19 protein-coding genes, 2 pseudogenes and 1 riboswitch are annotated in these 19331 nt (G+C 73.8%); of the genes and pseudogenes, 2 read left to right on the forward strand and 19 right to left on the reverse strand.

Annotated features, from left to right (window positions below; translation table 11 throughout):
• Positions 1–148: 148 nt before the first annotated feature.
• From ACH4DX_RS20410 to ACH4DX_RS20430, 5 genes are all read right to left on the reverse strand, one after another.
• Entirely contained in the window at positions 149–1426 is a 1278-nt protein-coding gene (locus ACH4DX_RS20410) for a phytase (protein ID WP_398156232.1), read from the reverse strand.
• 241 nt (positions 1427–1667) lie between these two features.
• On the reverse strand, positions 1668–1838 hold the full coding sequence (locus ACH4DX_RS20415) for a hypothetical protein (protein ID WP_398156136.1): 171 nt from the start codon (positions 1836–1838) through the stop codon (positions 1668–1670).
• A 205-nt stretch (positions 1839–2043) separates the two neighbouring features.
• Positions 2044–2931 carry a hypothetical protein gene (locus ACH4DX_RS20420; protein WP_398122944.1) on the reverse strand — a complete coding sequence of 296 codons (888 nt, stop codon included), beginning with the start codon at positions 2929–2931 and terminating at the stop codon, positions 2044–2046.
• Positions 2915–3820, reverse strand: a complete 906-nt coding sequence (locus ACH4DX_RS20425; protein WP_398122945.1) for a sigma-70 family RNA polymerase sigma factor — start codon at positions 3818–3820, stop codon at positions 2915–2917. Before ACH4DX_RS20425 ends, ACH4DX_RS20420 begins: the two co-directional genes overlap by 17 nt.
• A gap of 623 nt (positions 3821–4443) precedes the next feature.
• Positions 4444–5307 carry a hypothetical protein gene (locus ACH4DX_RS20430; protein ID WP_398156137.1) on the reverse strand — a complete coding sequence of 288 codons (864 nt, stop codon included), beginning with the start codon at positions 5305–5307 and terminating at the stop codon, positions 4444–4446.
• A 771-nt stretch (positions 5308–6078) separates the two neighbouring features.
• On the opposite strand from ACH4DX_RS20430, the gene ACH4DX_RS20435 reads away from it, so the two are divergent.
• Entirely contained in the window at positions 6079–6333 is a 255-nt protein-coding gene (locus ACH4DX_RS20435; RefSeq protein WP_398156138.1) for a hypothetical protein, read from the forward strand.
• Positions 6334–6336: 3 nt separating this feature from the next.
• On the forward strand, positions 6337–6714 hold the full coding sequence (locus tag ACH4DX_RS20440) for a toxin Doc (protein ID WP_398156139.1): 378 nt from the start codon (positions 6337–6339) through the stop codon (positions 6712–6714).
• Between the two features lie 57 nt (positions 6715–6771).
• Here ACH4DX_RS20440 and ACH4DX_RS20445 read toward each other — a convergent pair whose 3' ends face one another.
• The 14 genes and pseudogenes from ACH4DX_RS20445 to ACH4DX_RS20510 all read right to left on the reverse strand — a co-directional run bounded on the left by ACH4DX_RS20445 (position 6772) and on the right by ACH4DX_RS20510 (position 18663).
• Positions 6772–7908: a serine hydrolase domain-containing protein gene (locus ACH4DX_RS20445; protein ID WP_398156140.1), complete on the reverse strand. Its 1137-nt coding sequence runs from the start codon at positions 7906–7908 to the stop codon at positions 6772–6774.
• Positions 7905–8837: a DUF6895 family protein gene (locus ACH4DX_RS20450; RefSeq protein ID WP_398156141.1), complete on the reverse strand. Its 933-nt coding sequence runs from the start codon at positions 8835–8837 to the stop codon at positions 7905–7907. The genes ACH4DX_RS20445 and ACH4DX_RS20450 overlap by 4 nt, the downstream gene beginning before the upstream one ends.
• On the reverse strand, positions 8834–9697 hold the full coding sequence (locus tag ACH4DX_RS20455; RefSeq protein WP_398156142.1) for a hypothetical protein: 864 nt from the start codon (positions 9695–9697) through the stop codon (positions 8834–8836). Before ACH4DX_RS20455 ends, ACH4DX_RS20450 begins: the two co-directional genes overlap by 4 nt.
• Entirely contained in the window at positions 9694–9876 is a 183-nt protein-coding gene (locus ACH4DX_RS20460) for a hypothetical protein (RefSeq protein ID WP_398122952.1), read from the reverse strand. Before ACH4DX_RS20460 ends, ACH4DX_RS20455 begins: the two co-directional genes overlap by 4 nt.
• 197 nt (positions 9877–10073) lie before the next feature.
• Positions 10074–10949, reverse strand: a complete 876-nt coding sequence (locus ACH4DX_RS20465; RefSeq protein WP_398156143.1) for an energy-coupling factor ABC transporter ATP-binding protein — start codon at positions 10947–10949, stop codon at positions 10074–10076.
• Positions 10946–11695, reverse strand: a complete 750-nt coding sequence (gene cbiQ / locus ACH4DX_RS20470) for a cobalt ECF transporter T component CbiQ (RefSeq protein WP_398156144.1) — start codon at positions 11693–11695, stop codon at positions 10946–10948. Before cbiQ ends, ACH4DX_RS20465 begins: the two co-directional genes overlap by 4 nt.
• A gap of 6 nt (positions 11696–11701) precedes the next feature.
• Positions 11702–12079, reverse strand: a complete 378-nt coding sequence (locus ACH4DX_RS20475) for an energy-coupling factor ABC transporter substrate-binding protein (protein WP_398122955.1) — start codon at positions 12077–12079, stop codon at positions 11702–11704.
• 161 nt (positions 12080–12240) lie between these two features.
• Positions 12241–12909: pseudogene (locus ACH4DX_RS20480) on the reverse strand (energy-coupling factor ABC transporter permease); the annotation flags it as partial.
• Between the two features lie 29 nt (positions 12910–12938).
• Positions 12939–13120: riboswitch (cobalamin riboswitch) on the reverse strand.
• 158 nt (positions 13121–13278) lie between these two features.
• Positions 13279–13953 (reverse strand): GntR family transcriptional regulator, encoded by a 675-nt coding sequence (locus tag ACH4DX_RS20485; protein WP_398123019.1) that lies wholly within the window; start codon positions 13951–13953, stop codon positions 13279–13281.
• 195 nt (positions 13954–14148) lie between these two features.
• A pseudogene (locus tag ACH4DX_RS20490) lies at positions 14149–14544 on the reverse strand (aldehyde dehydrogenase family protein); the annotation flags it as partial.
• A gap of 8 nt (positions 14545–14552) precedes the next feature.
• A complete protein-coding gene (locus tag ACH4DX_RS20495; protein WP_398156145.1) occupies positions 14553–15557 on the reverse strand; it encodes a proline racemase family protein in 1005 nt (334 codons plus the stop codon).
• Position 15558: 1 nt separating this feature from the next.
• A complete protein-coding gene (locus ACH4DX_RS20500; RefSeq protein ID WP_398156146.1) occupies positions 15559–16500 on the reverse strand; it encodes a dihydrodipicolinate synthase family protein in 942 nt (313 codons plus the stop codon).
• Between the two features lie 275 nt (positions 16501–16775).
• Positions 16776–18362 carry an FAD-dependent oxidoreductase gene (locus ACH4DX_RS20505; protein WP_398156147.1) on the reverse strand — a complete coding sequence of 529 codons (1587 nt, stop codon included), beginning with the start codon at positions 18360–18362 and terminating at the stop codon, positions 16776–16778.
• Entirely contained in the window at positions 18343–18663 is a 321-nt protein-coding gene (locus tag ACH4DX_RS20510; protein ID WP_398156148.1) for a (2Fe-2S)-binding protein, read from the reverse strand. The genes ACH4DX_RS20505 and ACH4DX_RS20510 overlap by 20 nt, the downstream gene beginning before the upstream one ends.
• Between the last annotated feature and the right edge of the window lie 668 nt (positions 18664–19331).

Here is a 19331-nt window from a genome sequence, read left to right on the forward strand (position 1 = left end):
TTCAACGATAGCCTTACCCGGTCGGGTTTGCGGCGCCCCACCGCCTGACCCCGCGGGCCCCGGCCCGTTCCCGCGGGGCGCCGGCGGCCGCCCGCGCCGGGAGGCCGCCGGCGCCCCTCACCACGGTGACGGCGCGGGCGCGACGCGCTCAGTCCTGGAGCGCGTCGAGCACGTCGTCGAGCCGCACGAACTTGAAGTTCGTGGCCTCCCTGCCCCCGTCCCGGGGCGTCTCGTCGCCGTCCTGGACGACGAGGAGTCCGTGCGGGTAGGCGGCACCGAGCGGGGCGTTGAGCGCGGCGGCGCCGTCGCACTCCTGCGAGCCGTCGAGGGTCGCGGAGGCTGCGGTGACGCGGAAGCCGCCCTCGTACTCGTTGTCGTCGCCGCGTTCCCTGTCGTACGCGGCGAAGGTGTCGTCGCCCTGGCTGGAGGCGAGGACGTAGCCGTCCCCGTCCGGTTCGGTGACCAGGGTGAGGCCCTCGACGTCGGCGGCAAGCCGCTTGCCGCCGAAGCCGGGGTCGGCGCCCGGCGCGCACTCGTCGGTCTCCTCGTCGTAGGTGCCCGGTATGCCGTACTCACGCACCTTGTCCACGAGTTCCGGGCTGCCGGTGAGGTCGGCGCGCAGCCGCCAGATGCCGACGTCCTCCTGGCCCGCGTACAGCGTGCCGTCGGCGGGGTCCACGACCATGCCCTCGACCTGCGGCAGTTGGCCCGGTTCCGCGCACGGCGTCCAGGAGGTGCCGTCGGGAAGGCGGAAGGACGACGGCAGGTCCAGGGTGCGGAGCTTGCGGTAGCCGACGGTGCCCGACCGGCCCGGCAGGATCTCCAGGAGGGCGATGCGGGTCTGCTCGCGCCTGCTCACGAGCGCATACGAGCGGCCGGTGGCGCGGTCGGTCCAGGTGGCGAGCCCATAGGCGGTGCGCTGCTCGTTGATCTCGTCCTGGCTGCCGGAGAAGACGGGGGCGGCGGCGGGGTCCGTGACGTCGGTGAGCGGGCCGCCGGGACGGTCGGGGTCGATGCGGTAGAAGCGCAGCCGGTCGTTCCCGCGGTCGCTGGTCACCGCGAGGTCGGCGCGGCCGGAGGCGAGCTTGAGCCCGTGCACGAGGTCGACGTTGTTGAACCGCCCGGGGGCGTCGCCGGGGGTGGGGCCCGCGGGGGCCGGGACCGACTGGATCTGCCGCGCGCCGAGGTCGTACACGCGAAGGCCCCCCTCCTTGGCCGTGGCGACGACCAGGCTGCGGCCCGGCTGCGCGGCGTTGCGCCAGATCGCCGGGTCGTCGGCGTCGGCGTTGCCGCCCGCCTCGTCGTCGTACAGCGGCTGCGTCTCGGCCCGGGGCGTCAGGGCGGGCAGCTCGCGGGGCGCGTGGGCCTGCGCGGGTGCGGTCGCGAGGGGTGCGGCCAGGGCTGCCGCGAGGGCGAGGACGCTCAGGCTCCGGGTCTGGCGCCGGCTGTGTGAGTGGTTGCGGCTGTGGGAGTAGCTCCGGCTGCGGGTCTTGGGCACGTGGGACTCCTGGGGTTCGACGAGGCACCCGTGGGTGGGTGCGCACGGTCGTACGTGCTTAGCAATGTTCTCTGAACTCCGGGTGTCAGGCCGAGACTGCGGGATGATCTGCGGTGTGGGGGGTGACGCCGCACGATCGCTGGGGCTGCCGGAACGAGTGGTGTGCTCCTCACAGGAGGCGCTCCAGGACGAAGAAGCCGAGGCCGACGATCCCACTGCCGATCCCGTAGCAGGCGCCTCGTATCAGGTGCGCGAGGGCCGTGCGGCGTCGTCGAATCGAAGGTGTCGCGGTGTCGGTGTCCGCCTGTGCGGCAAGGGGACTGGAGACAGGGTTGTTCATGGACGTGTCCTTAAATTTGAGCGTCTTCGATGGGGAGTCCGCTCGGCCGACGACCTCGGAACCGGCGGCCGAGTGACGGACTCCCCCTCTTTCTCCTTCGTCCGTCATGTAGCGACGGAGTGACGCGCGGTCCGGCTGCGCCTCACTGGCGTGGGACGCACACGCGATCCACTGCACGCGCGCCTGGCCTTCGTCCACCCGAAGGTCAGCACGCGTCGCACGTCTTGAGGTTGTACTCGACGGTGTAGGCGCGATTGTTACGCCCGCGCGGCCGGTAGGTGGGGTGGCGCTGCCAGGGCCCGGGGCGCCAGGCCGTTGACTGCGCGGGCCGGGCGGGAAGGCCGTGATGGGCGGCGGTCTCCGGCGCCGGGGCGGTCAGGCGTCGGATACGTTCCCCGAAGTCGTGCAAGGGGAGGGGGAGTTCGAGGTCGTCGTCGACGAAGCGAACCGCGAGGGCTGTGAGCTCCATGACGGTCACGACGGTTGGTGGCCAGGACCGCCGCGAGGACTTCGTGGTCGCCTTGAGGATGTTGAGCATGCGCAGCGTTGCCGACACGCTGACCCTGGGGGGTTCGATGGGCCATTCCAGCTTCAGCAGCGGCCGTCCGCGGTCGGAGCGGACCTCTGGTTCCGGTTGGCTGTCGTGACCGCCGGCGGGCAGCGAGGCATCAGGGGTCTGCTGCTTCCACCAGGCAGCTTCGTTGGCCTCGCCCAGGGACAAGTGGTGCAGGTAGAGGCAGTAGGCAGCCGCGGCGGCCGAGGTCTCTCCGGCGCCCGCGGCATACTGCCACAGGAAGCGGGCGGTGTGCGCGCTGTTGCTGAGCTCCAGCATGCAGCCGAGGACGAGCGCGCCCGCCGGGGTGGGCAGGGTGTCGGTGAGGAAGTCGCCCACGCAGCTCAGGGGCGTGGCGGTCACGACTGCTTCGCACAGGACCCGCAGGTCCCGGTCGGCCGCCTGGCGCAGTGGGTCGACCGCGGCATCGGCGGCCGCCGGGGTGAGGTGCGGCGTCGGTTGTGGCGGTGCCGCGTCGTGCGGGGTGGTGTCGTCGAGCATCAAGGCGCCCGCGAGCAACTCGTCAATCGGTGAGGTCACCGGGGTGTCCCTCCTGGGTGGTGGAGCGGAGCATGGCCGTCAGGTGGCGTTTGGCGTGCCGGTCTGCCGCGCGGACGGTTGCGCTGGGGATGCCCAGCACGTCGGCGACGTCGCTGTCCTGCATCCCGCGCAGGTGCAGCAGCACGGTGACGTCGAGGTGGAGGTCGGGCAGGCGGCGGATGGCGTCGAAGAGGTCGAGGGTCTGGCACAGCTGGGCGATCGGGTCGGTGGCCTGGGATTGGGCGCGGGTGAGGAGGGCGGCCTCCGCGAGTGCCGGGTGACCGTCGTAGTGCGGAGTGCGCTCCATGACGGTCTGGCGCAGGAGCTTCCACGCGAGCTGTTCGGGGCGCTCGCTGGCCAGCGCGTCCTGCCACAGGATCAGCAGCAGGAACAGGGCGTCCTCGACGGACTGCCTGGCCTCACCGGGCCGGCGCAGGAACGTGGCCGCGTAGGCCAGGTAGCGCGTGCGGTAGGTGTCGCGGAAGGCCAGGTAGTCCAGGGAGGGTCGGCTGAACAGGACGTCGTTTCCCCGCTCCTTGGAGAGCGCCTTGTGGATCCAGCTGATGCGCTTGTCGGCCTCCTGGGCGGCGCGCACCCACTGGGCGCGGATCCTGGTGAGCGCCGGGTCGGGGAGTCGCAGGGCGACCAGGAGGTCCCGGGTGATCTCCCATCGGGGGTAGCGGCCGACGGCCCGCAGCAGTTCGGAGATCTTCGAGCGGGGTCGGTTCGCTTCCTTTTGCAGCTGGCTGAAGGTCAGGCCGCTGTCGTAGTAGGCGTCACGCAGCGATTCCAGCCAGGCCCGGTGGGCAGGTTTGGTGCCTTCGGCGATCGGGCCCAGCTTGCGGCCGGGCCGCGGGCGTGCGCCTTTCGGAGGAGGCTGCGCGCTCACCGAGCCTCCTCCCCCGAGGCCTCCCAAAAGGCCGGGAGGGCGCCGCAGCGCACGGTCAGCGGTTCGACGGCCCTACGCTCCCCCGGCGTCGCCGCCGACACTCGTGGCGGCCGCTGCGCGTGACGGTCCCCATAAGGAGCGCCGTAAGGCGCTGTCGTGCGGGCGGGGGCGTGCGGAGGCCGGGCAGATATTCCGGCCATCCGCAGGTGTGTCTGTCGCCTGGACATCAGGCTCCTTCGTCGTCAACGTCATCGTCGTGCTCCTGTCCATGGATCAGCTCCTGCGGCACTTGCCGGCGCCCCCGCCCCTCAGGAACCGCAAGCCAGCATGGGTCGCCCCTCCCCCTGTTGGCGAGACGAACGATCAGTTCGGGAACATTGCGGGCGACGTCCAATCGGCCACATGTGCGCAAGGTGGCCCGGAAGAAGCAAAGTTCCTGTTCCCCTTGCGCGATGGGCAGCGGGCGCGCGGTAATAGACACGGCGTCAGCTTCGTTGCTGCACCTGTCCTGGATCAGGGCCTTCCCGTTGCCGCGGGAAGGCTGCCCCACCCGAACCCCACCCGGCACTGCTCAGGCGGCACCGGTGCGAGCGATGCTCAGGCGGCACCGGTGTAGGTGACGGTCAAGCGGTACCGGTGTAGGTGATGCTCAGCGCGCCGTTGCCGGAGCGTACGCCGGTGTCGAAGACGGTTCCGGCCGGGCCGTGTCCGCTGCCTCCGCCGCCACCACCGGAGTCCTCGTGGTACCCGAAGCCGTACGAGATGGTGCCGCCTCCCCCACCTCCGCCGTACCAGCCGCCGCCTCCCCCACCTCCGCCGACGCCGTGGAAGCCGCGGTTGGACCACGGGCTGCCGCCTTCGCCGCCTCCGCCGTACCGGCCACCGCCTCCGTCGCCCTGGCCGTCTTCGTCGTCGTCGAAGCCGGTGCCCGCGGCCCCGCCCGCACCGGCGTTCCCGGCGCCGCCGCCGATGGCCCTGTTGGTCCCGTCGGCCCCGGCCGTGCCGCTGGTGCCGCCTCCGCTGCCGCCCGGCGGGATGACGGTGTCTCTGCTGCCGATCCGGTTGCCGCCACCTCCGCCGCCTCCGGCCACCAGCAGCCGGTCGCCCAGGCCGTTGCCGCCGGTGCGCACGTCCGACGCGCCCCCTCCGGCGCCCCCGTCGAGGTAGGAGCTCGCGCCGCGGCCGGCGGTCCCCGCCCCGCCGTAGCCGCCGGTGCCGCCGACGTTGACTTGCAGGGTCTGCCCCGGCGTGACCGTCAGGTCGGCCCTGGCCCGTCCGCCCAGACCGCCCGCGCCGCCGTCCGAGCGCCCGTCCTGCCCCTGGGCGCCGAAGGCGTCCACGCTGAGGGTTCTCACCCCGGCAGGCACAACGAAGGACTGGGCGCCGCCGGTGTAGGAGAAGTTCACGGTCGTGGCGGCCTGAGCCTGCGGCGCGAGCGCGATCAGGCCCGCACCGGCCAGCGCGAGCGCCGTCGTGGCGGTCAGCAACCGCCCGGCCGGTCGACCGAGCGGACCGCCCCGGCGCGGTCTCGCCGACGCTCCGCCGTCCCTTGCGTCCGCTCTCGCGGGAACACGGATGTGTGACATGGAGATTCCCCTCTCCGCCCGGCGCCGCCCCGGCAGCCCCGCCGGTCGGGACTGGCTCAGCGAGGCACGACGCCGCAGCCCGGACACACGCCCGCCCACATACCGGGCGTGCGGCACGACGATCCGCTCGGACCCCGCGGACCCGCGCGAGCACCCGGCGCACCCGCGCGAGCACCGCACGGCCTCGGCCCCCGGTGCGCCGTCGTCGACGGCCGCAGCCTCGCACCCGATACCGGTCGCCACCACGTACCGAAGCGGCCAACCCCCGAGGTCGCCGCATCCGCCGCCACGACCAGCCAGGACGCCCGGCGGCAGGTCCACCACCACCCCGGCCCCCGCGCTCCTGCCGCCCCCACCACCGGTGCCCCAGCCGCTCAGCCCCGCCCCACTGGCCAGAACCCGCCCGGTGTCGGCCGGCGGCGGGAGACGGCGAAGGACGCAAGGACCACGACGCCTACGCACCAGGAGCCAACCGGCCCCGCAAGCGGACGACGAGCCGCATCGCGCAGGCCCGGCGCGGGCCCGCCCCGCGCTCCGACGCAGAAGCTTCCCGGCTCGCCCAGCTCGGGCCTCGCGCAGCGTGGCGCCGCGATCTTCCTGACCGGGCATCTGTCCGTACGCGTGCCGCCGGGCTCCCGCCCTCTGTATGGCACGTGCCGTACAGTGGGGCGTATGGGTGAGAAGACAGAGAAGATCACCATCCGGGTGAGCCCGGAGACGGCCGAGCGGCTCAAGCTCCGTGCCGAGGCGGAGCGGACGACGGTCACGGCACTGCTCACGGAAGCTGCGGAGCGTGACCCGCGTCTGGAACTGGCGGCGGCCCGCTTCCGGGAGCTGATGAAGTCCGGCCTGGTCGAGGAGTTCGCGGCCGCCTTTCCCGACGAGGAACCCGACGCCGCTGACCGCTCCGGGTCGAAGGCCGCCTGAGCGATGCCGCCCGAGCTCTACGTCGACGTGGCGTGGCTCCTGGAGCAGCAGGCCGAGTTCCTTCCCAAGGCCCTCGACGTGAGCGACTTCTCGGGTCTGGTCGCCGCGGTGGCCCGCCACAAGGTCAACACGCCCAAGCTCGGGTACCTGCCCGACGCTTCGTGGCGTGCGGCCGCGCTGTTCCACGAGATCGTCAGTGTCCGCCCGCTGCCCGCGCGCAACCCCACCTTCGCCGCCCTCGTGGCGATCGCCTACATGCAGGCTTCCGGCGAGGGACTCGCCGAGCCCTACGGCGGCTTCATCGAACTCGCCCACGAGGTACGGGCCGGCCGAGCGGACGTGTTCACCTGCGCCGAACGGATCCGCCACTGGCGTGTCTGATCACGCCCGGTTCGGCATCCCCGCCTTCCATTGACCCGCGCGATAAGGGGCGGGGGCCTACGTATGGGGCCCCGGGTGCGCGCCGGGAGAGGATGCGGCCGCGGTGTCCTTCGCCAGGGTCCACAGCGCGAGGTACGCGCGCTGGATGAAGGCGCCGCTGCGTGCGGGGTGCGTGTTGGCCAGCGCGGCGAGTGCCACGTCCGTCTGCGGGCTGAAGCCGGCGAAGGTGGTGAAACCCCTGGTGCCGCCGGAGTGGTGGTAGAGGTCGCGGCCGGGCAGGGGGCGGATGTTCCAGACCAGGGCGATGCGGTCGCCCGTGCGGGGCAGGGCGATCCGGGGGATGGTGACGTCGGCGAGTGCGGTGCGCAGGGTGCGGGGGACGCCGGGTGGCACCGCGGCGGGGTCGAGGAGGGCGTCCAGGGTCGTGAGCAGGTCGCGGGCGCTCGACCGGCTCGCTCCCGCGCCGGGCAGCGCGGGGATCTCCCAGGCGGGGCGCGCCCTGCGGTGCCAGTACCCGGTGGCCTGCGGCCGGTCCGCGGCGCAGTCGGTGCGGGTCAGGCCGAGCGGGTCGAGTACGCGGTCGGCGAGCAGCCTGCCGTAGGCGCCGTCGCCCGGGCCGTCGGCGGCGCGGGTGAGCAGGTCGGCCAGGAGTCCGACGCCGAAGTTGGAGTAGTGCACGCGGGTGCCGGGGGCCGTTCGGGGGCGGGTGCGGGCCAGGGCGCGGTAGAGGTCGTCGGCGGAGTAAGGGGCGTAGGGGTTGCTGAACCAGGTGGGCATGCCGCGGCGCCTCAGGCCGGACGGCAGGCGGGGCAGGCCCGAGGTGTGGGTGGCCAGGTGGAGGAGGGTGATGGGGGCGCCGCGGGGGCGTGGGGCCGCGGCCCTCGGCAGGAAACGGGTGACCGGGTCGTCGTAGGCCACCTCACCGCGCGCGACCATCTCGGCGAGGAGCAGCGCGGTGAACGTCTTGGTGAGGGAGCCGATCTCGAAGCGCGTGTCGGGGTCGGCAGGCACACCGCCGCGCAGCGCCGTGTCGCCGGTGGCGAGGACGACGCGTGCGGAACCGCACCGGGCGGAGAAGGCCACGGCGCTCGCCCCGGGTGCGGCGGCACGCAGGTCTCCGAGCAGGCCGTCCGCCCAGGCGGGGTCGCCTGGGCCCGCGCCCGCCGCCCCGGGACGCTCCCCGTGCGCGCTCACAGGCGTCGCGCCGTGTCGCCCAGGGTGCGGGACACCGCCAGGGTGCCCGCGACGGCGGCGACGACGGCGGTGTGCTGGTGGTCGGTGAAGCGCTCGTCGGGGTCGTCGGGGACCGGGTCGCCGTCGCGCGGGACCAGGCCGTCCGCGTGCTGCGCCCCGGCGAGGCGCTCCCAGTCCGCGGACGTGCAGTACGGCTGCGGCAGGCAACAGCCGACGATCATCAGTTCGGCCACCAGGTCCCACTGCTCGATCTCGGCCCAGATGTCGATCCACACCGGCAACCAGGTGCTCACGTAGTCGGCGAGGTCCTCGGGCAGGCCGGACGGGCGGGCGCCCCAGTCGGTGAGGTGGAAGACCGTGTGGGTGACGCAGTAGCCGGTCATCCAGTCGATGAGCCAGGGCTCCGGGGTCGCCCCGAGCCACGTCGCCCGGGTCAGTGCCGCCCAGTCGTAGGCACGCCCGCCCCGGTCGAGGCCCACGACGCGGGCGGCGTTGGCGACGGCGAGCCGACGGTTGGGCACGCTCTCGGCACTGCGGACGGAACGCAGCGCGCTGGTGTGGGCGAGCAGGACGTCGAGCGCTTCGTGGCGCAGGCCGGTGCGCGCGAACGGGGCGTACGACTCCAGCGGGTCGGTCATCAGCGAGAACCGCAGCTGCCGTTCGTACAGCATGTCGCCCTCGCGGAACTGCCGCCAGCAGAAGTCCACCAGCTCGCGGGCCAGGCGCAGTTCGGTGCTGCCCGCGACCGCCTCCCGCAGCACGATCGAGGCGGCGAGCGCGGTCTCGCCCAGGGGTTTGTAGACGCCGTTGGGGTCACCGAGCTCCGCGGTGACGTCGGCGGGCAGGGCGCCGCGCTCGCGGTGGGCGTGCAGCCAGGCCAGGGCCCGCGTGCTCACCTCGTGCGCGGTGCGCGTCACGGATGACGTCATGCGTCCTCCACTGCGAGCAGCCGCCGGGCGATGGCGACGTCGAGGGCCAGGCGGGGGCCGCCGCCGTGCAGGCCGAGGTGTACGACCAGGGGCACCGGGTCCAGAGGCAGGCGCCGGCCCTCCGCGGCCAGCAGGGCGAGCCAGCGCGCGATGCGGGCGGCGGTGGGGAAGTCCCGGCGCAGCACGGCGCGTGTGGCACCTCGCGCGAGGGCCAGCGGCGCGGCGCGAGCCGTGGTGTGCACGGGCCCGTCGAGTCCGGGCAGGGCGAGCGGGGAGAGCTGCCCCATGCGCACGGACCAGGTCTGCCAGGTGGCGTCGGGCACGGAAGCGCCGGTGGGACCCACGCCCGCGCCGTCCGCTTCCTCCGGCTCGGGAGCCACGCCTGGCTGCGGGGCGAGCGCGCCGCCGATGTCGGTGGCGAGGGCGGATTCGGGGCCCCCGTCGTCGGCGGAGGGACCGTCCGCCGCCGCACCGGCGGTGTGGGGTCCGCTCGTCCCCGTACCCGCGAACCGGGCGAGCAGCGCCGCCGTGGCCCAGTCCCGCCAGGCGGCGAGCCAGGGCTCGGCGGGCCCTTCCGGGGGCGGGGGCGGCGTGCTGACCGGGGGCGGGAACACCGCGAAGGACTGGGCGACGGCCGCCGCGTCCGCCGGCTGGAACGCCGCGTCGGCCAGGAGACAGGGGGCGAAGAGGTCGGCGCCGACGATCCGGACGGCGGCCAGCGCCGCCTTGGGGTCGTCCGCCTGTTCGACATGGTCGGCGACCATGGCAGTGCCCCCGACGCCACGCAGGGCGTCGAGGGCACGGAGAGCCAGGTCAGCCGCCGACGCGGCATACGCGGCCTGCGACCGATCGGGACTCACTTGCCCTTCGGCTCCTTCGGCTGCTTCGGCGAAAGGAGTGCCGCGAGCAGCAGTGTCGCATCGGCCTCCGGCGCGTACGTCGGCGCATCGCTCAGAACCGCCTCGGGCTCCACCATGGCCGTACTGAGCGCCGATGTGTCCGTCGGAGTGATCAGAAGCGGTGTGTGCTGAGCAAGCATCAGTGCCTCCTCATATAGACGTCGCCACTCTGTCCAGTGGCGCCCACCCTCGGACCAGTCTAGGGCAATTAGTCACTATTGTCTGTTTAGTTGTGGACTGCGCACGGATCGGACGCCCCATGGCGTCGGCGTCAGGGGATGGAGTGCGACCGCGTCAGCGCCCGCGCACCAGGCACCGCGCACCCCCCGGGGGCACCTCACCCCCCGGGCACCGTCCGCGCGGCGAGCGCCGCCAGCTCGTCCGGAGTGCGGGGCCCCGCGTCCGACCCCGTCAGGAGCCCCCGCGCCCGCAGCAGCTCCGCCACGGCGATCCCCCACGGCAGGCCGAGACCCGCCCCGGCCAGGAGGTCGCGCCGGGCCAGCATCTCCGCCACCGGCCCCGTGCGCACCCCCTCGGGGGTGAGCAGCGCCGCGTCGTCGGCCCAGCGCAGGGCGAGGTCCACGTCGTGGGTCGCCATGAGCACGGTCGTCCCCCTGTCCCGCAGCCGCCCGAGGGTGGCGAGGAGACGCTCCTGGCCGTCGGGGTCGAGTCCCGCGGTGGGCTCGTCGAGGATCAGTACGCGGGGCCGCATCGCCACGGCCCCGGCGATGGCGGTCCGCTTGCGCTGGCCGTAGGAGAGCAGATGGGTGGGGCGGTCGGCCAGCTCGCCGATGTCGAGCGCGGCCAGCGCCTCGGCGACACGGGAGCGGACCTCGGCGTCGGGCAGACCGAGGTTCAGCGGCCCGAAGGACACGTCCTGGGCGACGGAGGCCGCGAAGAGCTGGTCGTCCGGGTCCTGCACGACCAGCTGCACCGTGGTGCGCAGCCGGGTCAGGCCCTTGCGGTCGTAGCGTACGGGGGCGCCCTCGACGCCGAGGGTGCCCGCGTCCGGGCGCAGACCGCCGCTGAGCAGCCGCATCAGGGTCGTCTTGCCGCTGCCGTTGCGCCCGAGCAGCGCGACGGCACGCCCCTCGACGACGTCGAAGTCCAGACCGCTGAGCACCGTGGGCCCGTCCTCGTACGCGTAGGACGCGCCGCGCAGCGCGACCAGGGGCGGGGCAGCCCCGTGCGGAGCGGCGCCCGGCTCGCTCATGGCAGAAACCTTTCCAGTACGAGGGTGAGGGCCACCACGCCGGTGAGGAGCGCCGCGCTCGCCACCACGAAGCCCCGCGAGACGCGGACCTCGGGCACGAGCACGCGCAGCGTCCCGTCGTAGCCGCGTCCGGCGAGCCCGGCCTGGAGCCTGCTCGCCCGGTCGAAGGCGCGCACGAACGCGGTGGCGCCGAGACCGGCGAGGGAGCGCCAGGCCGCTGCCCGGGTGGTGTGGCCGAGCCGGGCGGCCTGGGCCTGCCGGACGCGGCTCATGGAGTCCAGGAGCATGAAGCTCATCCGGTACGTCACCAGGGCGACGTCCACCACCGGCGCCGGCACGCCCGCCCCGACCAGGCGGGGCAGCAGGTCCGACATCGGTGTGGTGAACGCGAAGAGCAGCACGCCGAGCGAGGCCGCCGACGTCCGCAGGAGCAGGCCGCCCGCCCGTGCGGGGCCGCCGTCGGCGAACGTGACGACCCCTCCGGGCCCGCCGATCTGCACGAGCAGGGTCAGGGCGCCGGTGACGCAGAACGCGAGCGGTACGCGGTAGGCGCGCCACAGTTGGCGGGCCCCCACGCCCGCCGGGCCGAGCAGCAGCGTGAGCGCGACGGCAAGCACGAGGGCGGCGCCCGGCCAGGGCGGCAGGGAGATGGCGAGGACCGTGAGGCCGAGGCCGAGGACGGCCTTGTCCACGGGGTGGCGGCGGCGCCAGCGACTGCTGTGCGCCGCCGCGTCGATGGGGAGCACTCCGGGTCAGACCCGCTCGGTCCGGGGACGGGCGTCCTCCGCTTCGGTGGCGCTCCCCGCGGGGGCGGCCTCCTGTGCCGGCGCGCGCTCGGCGCCCTGGCGGCGGCCCCTGCGCAGCCCGAAGTAGTACGCGAGCACACCCGCGCCGATGGCTGCCTGGAGGGCGAAGAGCGCGGACTCGACCTCGCCGGACGGCGGTTCGTACAGCGGTGTGAACCACGGCTCGTAGTCCGGCTCGATCTCGGTGATCGCCGTCTCCGCCTGGGCGTCGGCGCCCGCGAACGGCTCGTCCTTGTGGTCGCCGAGACCGAGGGCCAGGGGCAGCACCGCGAGGGCGACGACGATGACGACGAGCAGAATATTGATCTTCGTGTTCCGGTTCATCAGGCGCTCGCCCCCGTCTCGGACTTCGCCGAGATCTCCGGGTTCTCCGGGTTCACCGGATTCTCCGGGCTCTCGGACGTCATCGGCTTCTCCGGCTTCTCCGGCTTTTCCATCATCACCGGCTTCTCGGAGGTCCCGTACCGATCCGTACGCAACCCCTGCTGCTTGCTCTGCACGAGCACGCCGAGCCGCGTCAGGTCGCCCTTGCTGGACTGCACGAGCAGGCGCATCACCAGGACGGTGAGCAGGCCCTCGCTGACGGCGAGGGGAAGCTGTGTCACGGCGAAGATGCCGCCGAACTTGCCGAGGGCGCCGAGGAAGCCGCTGCCCGGGTCGGGGAAGGCCAGGGAGAGCTGGACACTGGTGACGCAGTACGTCGACAGGTCGGCGACGAACGCACCGGAGAACACGGCGACCATGAGCGGCACTTCGTACCGTTTGAGGAGTTTGTAGGCGGCGTATCCGGCCCAGGGCCCGACGATCGCCATCGAGAAGACGTTGGCGCCCAGGGTGGTGAGCCCGCCGTGGGCGAGCAGCAGGGCCTGGAAGAGCAGCGTGATGGTGCCGAGCAACGCCATGATCGGCGGCCGGAACAGGATGGCCCCGAGGCCCGTTCCCGTCGGATGCGAGCAACTGCCCGTCACGGACGGAATCTTCAGGGCGGACAGAACGAACGTGAAGGCACCGGAGGCCCCCAGGAGCAGTGTGCTCTCCGGGTGTTCCTTGACCTCACGGGTGAGCGAGCGGACTCCGTGGACGACGAACGGCGCGGACGCTACGCCCCAGGCGATCGCGTGCGCCGGTGGGAGGAAACCCTCGGCTATGTGCATGGCTCAGCAGACCCTCTCCAGCACCTCGTGGATGGACAACGCGCCTTGGCCGGTCTCCTGGCTGACGGGTCGTACCGACCGGCTCCGCCTTCCCGGGCGCGTGTGCGCCCAGTGGCTGCCGTGAGGCTGGAGCCGGACTTCCCGATCACAGTGGCGAGGGCCGCACCGGCATCACACCGATTTCCCGTTCACCAAGGCGTGGTGACATTAGTGCGCGACAGAGACGTCTGACAACTGCGAGCCGGTGGCAGTAGGGGTGCGCGCACGCGCGCGTCAGCTTCGCGTACGCCCCTGGTCACGCCGTGTCCGCCGGGTTCGGGGGATGCTGCGGACTCGGCGGGCTCGACGGGTGCGAGGGGCTCGGCGGGTTCAGCGGCGGACCGCGTCCTTGGCCCATAGGGAGCGCACATGTCCCAGGTGCCGCAGCATGCACTTCTCGGCCCGCTTGGCCTCGCCCGCGATCATCAGGTCGAGCAGTTCGATGTGCTCCTCGGCGGACGGGATCAGACGGTCGCCCTCGTCCAGGGCGGTCAGGCCGTACAGACGGGAGCGCTTGCGCAGATCACCGACGGTCTCCACGAGCCGGTCGTTGCCGCCGAGGGCGAGCAGCGAGAGGTGGAAGCGGCGGTCGGCCTCCAGATAGCCGATGAGGTCGTGCTCGCGGGCGGCCCGTACGATCTCCTCGGCGACCGGTCGCAGCGCCCTCAGGTCCTCGCGGGCGGCGCTGCGCGTGATCCTGCCGACCATCGGCACCTCGATGAGCATGCGGATCTCCGAGTACTGGTCGAGGTCGCGTTCGTCGACCTCGGTGACGCGGAAACCCTTGTTCCTGACGGGCTCGACCAAGCCCTCGCGGGCGAGGTCGAGCATGGCCTCGCGCACGGGCGTCGCGGAGATGCCGAAGTCCTCGGCGAGGCCGGGCGCGGAGTACACCTGCCCGGGCTGGAGTTCGCCGGAGATCAGCGCGGCGCGCAGGGCGTGTGCCACCTGGTCGCGCAGGCGCTCCCGGGTGGTGATGAGGTTGCGCTGCTTGAGGTGCCCCATGCCCGTGGTGTTCCCTTCGTGCCCCGCGTCCCCGTGGCCGAGGGGATCACCAGCGTACAATGTCACGTTGCCTTACCGGGCTCCTGTGTCAGGTCCGCCTCGCGTGCCGGGCCCAGGGTGTAGGTGCGCTCGGAGGTAGAGAACTCCAGGGCGGCGCGGCCCTGTTCGCGGGGGCCGTGTCCTGACTCCTTAGTGGGGGGTGACGAGCCCGGCGACCCCGTGCGGGCGGCGTCGGGTGAGCAGCGGCCCGGTCCCGGCGGCCGGGTCGTGGACGGTACCGGTCGGCTCGTAGGGCGCCTGGGCGTAGTACCGCCGGATCGCGGCGGTACGGGCGACCTCGGCGCGGGCCTCGGTGACGGGCTTGCCCACTTCGCGCACGGCGAGGTCGGCGAGTTCACCGGCGGCCGCCTCGACGGCGGCGGCGACAGCGGTGAGCGCGGCGGAGCGGGCCGCGGCACCCTCGCGGTGCCGGCCGGGCTGTGCGTCGCGGGCGCGCTCGACGGTGTCGACGGCGGCGAACGCCCCCGGGGCGGGGGTCTGGACGAGAAGGTCTTCGGGGTCGGCCGGGTTGCGTGATTCCACCAGGGCCACGGTCGCGGTCACAGGAGGAAACCTCCGGGGAAGGGGTCGTCGGGGTCGAGGAAGTACTGGGCGGTGCCGGTGATCCAGGCGCGGCCCGTGATGCGCGGTACGACGGCCGGCACCCCGGCGACCTCGGTCGTCCCGGTGAGGCGGCCGGTGAACCGGGTGCCGATGAAGGACTCGTTGACGAAGTCCTGGTTCAGGGGCAGCTCGCCGCGGGCGTGCAGCTGCGCCATCCGCGCGGAGGTGCCGGTGCCGCACGGGGACCTGTCGAACCAGCCGGGGTGGATCGCCATGGCGTGCCGGGAGTGCCGGGCGTCGGAGCCGGGGGCGGCCAGATAGACGTGCTTGAGCCCGGCGATGTCGGGCCGCTCGGGGTGGACGGGGCGTCCGGGGGACGCGTTGACCGCCTCCATGAGGGAGAGTCCGGCCGCGAGCAGCTCGTTCTTGCGGGCGCGGTCGAACGGCAGGCCCAGCGCGTCGAGGTGCACGAACGCGTAGAAGTTCCCGCCGAACGCCAGGTCGTAGGTGACCGTGCCGTACCCCGGCACCCGCACCTTGTGGTCGAGGCCCGCGCAGAAGGCGGGCACGTTGGTGAGGGTGGCCGTCCTCGCGGCGCCGTCCTCGACCCGTACGTCGACGCGGACGAGGCCTGCGGGCGTGTCCAGGCGGACGGTGGTGACCGGTTCGGTGACGGCGACCATGCCGGTCTCGACCAGGACGGTGGCCACGCCCAGGGTGCCGTGCCCGCACATCGGGAGCAGGCCGGAGACCTCGATGTACAGCACGCCGTAGTCGGCGTCGGGGCGGGTGGGCGGCTGGAGGACGGCGCCGCTCATGGCGGCGTGTCCGCGCGGCTCGTACATGAGCAGGGTGCGCAGGTCGTCCCGGTGCTCGATGAAGTGCAGGCGGCGCTCGGCCATGGTGGCGCCGGGGAGCACCCCGACGCCGCCGGTGATGACGCGCGTGGGCATGCCCTCGGTGTGCGAGTCGACGGCGTGGTAGACGTGGCGGGTACGCATGTCAGCGGTGCCCTTCGGCCAGGGCCTTCTCGGTGGCCGAGCGGACGGTTGACTCCGCCGTTCCCGTGAGCGGGGAGCGGGGCGGGCGGCTCGGGCCGCCGCGCCGTCCCACGATGTCCATGGACAGCTTGATCGCCTGCACGAACTCCGTCCTGGAGTCCCACCGCAGCAGCGGGTGCAGGGACCTGTACAGCGGCAGGGCCCGCTTCAGGTCACCGTCGACTGCCGCGTGGTACAGCTCGGCGCAAGCTACGGGGAACGCGTTCGGATATCCGGCGATCCAGCCGACGGCACCGGCGACGGCGAGTTCCAGGAGTACGTCGTCGGCGCCGATCAACAGGTCGAGGTCCGGGGCGAGTTCGGCGATCTCGTACGCCCGGCGCACGTCGCCGCTGAACTCCTTGACGGCCACGATGCTGCCGTCGGTGTGCAGCCGGGCGAGCAGGTCGGGGGTGAGGTCCACCTTCGTGTCGAAGGGGTTGTTGTAGCCGACGACCGGCACGCCTGCCCGGGCGACCTCGGCGTAGTGGGACCGGACGGCCCCGGCGTCCGCCCGGAAGGTGTTCGGCGGCAGCAACAGGACGCTGCCGCAGCCCTCTTCAGCCGCGTGCTCGGCCCAGCGGCGTGCCTCCGCGCTGCCGTACGCGCCGACTCCTGGCATCACCCGGGCGCCGTCACCGGCCGCCTCGACGGCGGTGCGCACGACGCGGGCGCGCTCCTCGTCGGTCAGGGTCTGGTACTCGCCGAGCGAGCCGTTGGGGACGACGCCGTCGCAGCCGCCGTCGATGAGCCCGCGGACGTGCTCGGCGTAGGCGTCGTGGTCCACGGAGAGGTCGGCGCGCAGCGGCAGCGCGGTGGCGACCATGATGCCGCGCCAGGGGCGGTCGGGCTGCCAGGTGGCCCCGGGGGTGGCGTGACCGTCGGGGGTGGCGTGGGTGGTCATGAAGGTCCCTTCGGGGGGTGCGGTCTGTGGGGCGTGGTTCGTGGGAGGCGAGGGGGAGTTGTCTTTGGGGCGTGAGCGGAGGCACGTGGTCTGTGGGGCATGAGCGGGTGGGGCATGAGCGGGTGGGGCGCGATCTGTGGGGCATGAGCGGTGGAGCGGCAGCGATGGAGCGCGACCTGTGGGACGTGACCTGTGGAGCAAAGGCGGTAGAGCGGGGCCGCGGGGTCGGTGGGGTGCTGTCTGGGTGGCGGGCATGGTGCGGCGGGGTCTGGCACTCACCTCGGGTGGGGTTCGTCCTCGGCCGGTGGTTCGTCGGGGTGCAGGGCCGCGAGTGCCGCCAGTGACACCGGGACGGCCAGCGGGCGGCGTTCCGGTGCGGGTGTCGGCGCCTCGCCCGTGCTCTCCGTCCCTGCGGGGGATGCGAGGCAGGCCACGGCCGCCCCGCACATCCGGCCCTGGCACCAGCCCATGCCTGCGCGGGTGAGGAGCTTGACGGTACGGGCGTCACGGGCGCCGTAGTCGCGGACGGCCTCGCGGACGGCGCCCGCGGTGACCTCCTCGCAGCGGCACACGTCGGTCGCGTCGTCCAGCCACTCGGTCCAGCCGCGTCCTGGGGCGTGCGCGCGGGCCATGGCGGTCGCGAAGGCCCGCATCCGGGCACGGCCGCGCCGCAGCGCGCGGGCGCGGCTCCCACGGACGAGGGTCTCCCGTCCGCGTAGCCGGGCGGCCACGGCGATCCCCGCCAGCTCCCCCTCCACCCGCGCGAGTCGGGCGCCGCCGACACCCCCGGTCTCACCCGCCGCCCACAGCCCGCGTACCGAGGTCTCCTGGAGCGCGTCGAGGACGAGGGCGTGCGCGCCGTCCTCCGTGCGCCGGGTCGCGCAGCCGACTCCGATGGCGAGCTCGATCTGCGGGACCAGTCCGTGCCCCACGGCAAGCGCGTCGCAGTCGATCCGCCCGGCCGTCCCGGGCAGCGGCCGCCAGTCGCGGTCCAGGCGGCAGACCGTCACGCCCTCCACCCGGTCGCGGCCGTGGACTTCGGTGACCGCGCTGCGGGTACGCAGCGGGATCCGGTGCCGCAGCAGGGCCGTGCCGTACGTCGCGGCCTCGGCGAACTTGCGGGGGTTCGCGGCGAGCGCCGCGGGGTCCTGGGCGTAGCGGAGGTAGCCGGAGGCCTCCACGACGGCGGGTACGCGGGCGCCCGCGGCGGCGAGCGAGGCCGCGACGGCGGGCAGGAGGGGGCCGCTGCCCGCCACCACGATCCGCCGCCCCGGCAGCGCGAGGCCGGACTTCAGCATGGCCTGGGCGCCGCCCGCGCCCACCACGCCCGGCAGCGTCCAGCCGGGGAAGGGCAGTTGCCGTTCGCCGGCGCCGGTGGCGAGCAGGACCGCGCGGGCCCGTACGCACACGGGTCGCTCGTCGTCGCCGTCCGCGCCGGTGACGGCGTGCACGGCCCACAGCTCCGCGTCGCGCGCGAGTGCCCACACGTGGTGCCCGGCGAGGTGGACGACGCCGCCGGCCGCCAGCTCGCGGCGGAGCCGGGCGAAGGCGCCCCAGTCGTGGTGCAGGGCCTCGGGCCTGCGGGCGCCGAGGGCGGGGGCGGGGTGCCGGTAGAACTGGCCGCCGACCTCTCCGGAGGAGTCCAGCAGGGCGACGGAGAGCCCGAGCCGATCGGCGACGACGGCACCCGCGAGCCCGGCCGATCCGGCGCCGATCACTGCCAGGTCGTAGCGCACGGCGCGGGTGTCACCGGGCGCCACACCTTCGGCGGCGTCGCACGGCACCGAGCGCTCGTCGGGCGCCGGGGCGTCGGCGCCGTCGCGCGGTACGGCGCGGGCCTCCTCAGACGGCGAGTCCGGCATGCCCCTCCCCCTCCTGCGTCGTGATCGCGTCGCCGGGCCGGGCGGGTACGAGGCACGCCCTGCGGTTGGGGCGACCGTTGATGGTCGCGAGGCAGTCGAAGCACTGCCCCATGCCGCAGAAGGCACCGCGCGGCCGGCCGCCGACCCGGGTGGTGCGCCAGGCGAGGACACCGCCGGACCAGAGGACGGCGGCGACGGACTGCCCGGGCAGCGCGCTGAGCGTCCGGCCGTCGAAGGTGATCTCGAAGGCGGTCTCGGTGGCCGCGCCGACGAGAGCGGCGGGGCTGCGGTGACGCGTCATGACGCGGTTCCTTCCGGAGGTGGTGGCCGGTACGGGGTCCGGGCCGGGCCCGGGGGCGGGCGCGTGGTCGGCGCGCGTCGGGGTAGGTACGGGGTCCGGGGCGGGCACAGGTAGCGGGGCTGCCCGCCGGGCAACGCCCCTGCGGGACGAGGACCAGGAACGGACGCGCGATCGGCGCGCGTCAGGGACAGGTCCGGGCTCCAGGGCGGACACAGGTAGCGGGGCTGCCCGCCGCGCAACGCACCTCCGGGACGAAGACCAGGAACGGGCACGCGATCGGCGCGCGTCAGGGACAGGTCCGGGCTCCAGGGCAGGCACAGGGATCGCAGCTGCCCGCCGGGCAACGCACCTCCGGGACGAGGACCGGGAACGGGGCCGGGGCAGGCGCCGGGGCCAGGGCAGAGGCAGACCCGCTCGGGGGCGTCAGCGGGTGTCCGGGACCAAGACAGGGACCGGAAGCAGACCCGCTCGCGGGCAGCGAGCGCACGGGACCGGGAGCGGGCCAGCTCGGCGGTGTCAGCAAGCGGCCGGGAGAAGGAGCGGACTCGCTCGCCCTCACCGAACACCCGAGGCAGAAAGCCAACCCACTCACCCCCACCAAGCACCCGAGGCAGAAAGCCAACCCACTCACCCCCACCAAGCACCCGAGGCAGAAAGCCGACCCACTC

It is taken from the genome of Streptomyces sp. NPDC017940, from assembly GCF_044328435.1.
Lineage (GTDB): Bacteria > Actinomycetota > Actinomycetes > Streptomycetales > Streptomycetaceae > Streptomyces.